1 protein-coding gene is annotated in these 662 nt (G+C 59.1%); it reads right to left on the bottom strand.

Features of this window, described 5'->3' with window-relative positions:
- The coding region (locus AC0L3U_RS38325) for an ATP-binding protein (RefSeq protein WP_473364951.1) at nucleotides 1-662 on the bottom strand (662 nt) is incomplete at both ends.

Genomic DNA, 662 nt, shown 5'->3' with positions numbered 1-662 from the left:
CTTGTCCGTCAGGGTTTGCGCTGGAGCAACGGTGATCGAGTCACCGGTGTGCACGCCCATCGGGTCAAAGTTTTCGATGGAGCAGACGATGATGCAGTTGTCCTTCTTATCGCGGACAACCTCCATCTCATATTCTTTCCAGCCGATCAGGGATTCGTCGATCAGCAGCTCTTTGGTCGGCGACAGGTCCAGGCCACGGGCGCAGATTTCTTCGAACTCTTCACGGTTGTAAGCAATGCCGCCACCGGTGCCGCCCATAGTGAAGGACGGACGGATAATGCAGGGGAAGCCCAGCTTTTCGAGAACGGCGTTGGCCTCTTCCATGCTATGGGCGATACCGGAGCGCGGGCAGTCAAGGCCGATGGACTTCATCGCCTTGTCGAAACGCGAACGGTCTTCAGCCTTGTCGATGGTGTCGGCATTGGCACCGATCATCTCAACGCCGAACTTTTCCAGGACGCCTTCGCGCTCCAGGTCCAGGGCGCAGTTCAGTGCGGTCTGGCCGCCCATGGTGGGCAACAGCGCATCCGGACGCTCTGTTTCGATGATCTTGGCGACGGTCTGCCATTTGATCGGTTCGATGTAGGTGGCGTCGGCCATGGCCGGGTCGGTCATGATGGTGGCGGGGTTGGAGTTCACCAGGATGACGCGGTAACCCTCCT

The organism is Bradyrhizobium sp. Kon69 (assembly GCF_055807515.1).
Note: the sequence above shows the minus strand (reverse complement) of the source record. Positions and strands in the feature narration are given on the sequence as shown.